Genomic DNA, 501 nt, shown 5'->3' with positions numbered 1-501 from the left:
GCGAGCTGTCGATGAACCGGTCGCATAAGACGATTTTCCCTTCTTCAAGCGCCGGTTTTACTTTTTCGACTAGGTGCTGCCTTCTTGCGGCCGCATACAACAAGGCCTCTGTTTTGTGATCCATTGCTGTATGGCTTGGATTTAAAATAACCTCGCGAATTCGTTCTGATATTTCAATGCCGCCCGGCTCCCTTGTCGCAAGAACAGAATGGCCGTTTTTCGTCAATTGGTCTGCCGCAGCCTGAAGGATTGTCGTTTTCCCCGCACCTTCAGGCCCTTCAAAAGTAATTAATAAACCGTTCATGATTTCTCCTCTTCTATATATACAGTTAATTGCTTTTGTTTGAGCTGATTGCTGCCCTGAATGTGTACATTCAGATCGACGAGCCGCGTCAGCCGGCTGATCGTCTCTTTTGTTATTCTCTCACCCGCCATGATCAACGGAATGCCCGGAGGATAAGGTGTGACCGATTCGGCGCTTATTCTGCCCGCTGCTTCGGT

2 protein-coding genes are annotated in these 501 nt (G+C 48.7%); both read right to left on the bottom strand.

Going from position 1 to position 501, the window contains the following annotated elements:
* Positions 1–304: dTMP kinase (gene tmk / locus ACWHAR_RS32725; RefSeq protein WP_452089128.1), on the bottom strand; the 304-nt coding region annotated here is incomplete at its 3' end.
* Positions 301–501 (bottom strand): Orn/Lys/Arg family decarboxylase (locus ACWHAR_RS32720; RefSeq protein WP_452089127.1); only part of this gene is annotated, 201 nt, incomplete at its 5' end. The genes ACWHAR_RS32720 and tmk, both read right to left, overlap by 4 nt.

This window comes from Bacillus sp. LR--39, from assembly GCF_053613335.1.
This window is presented reverse-complemented; position numbering and strand designations above follow the sequence as displayed.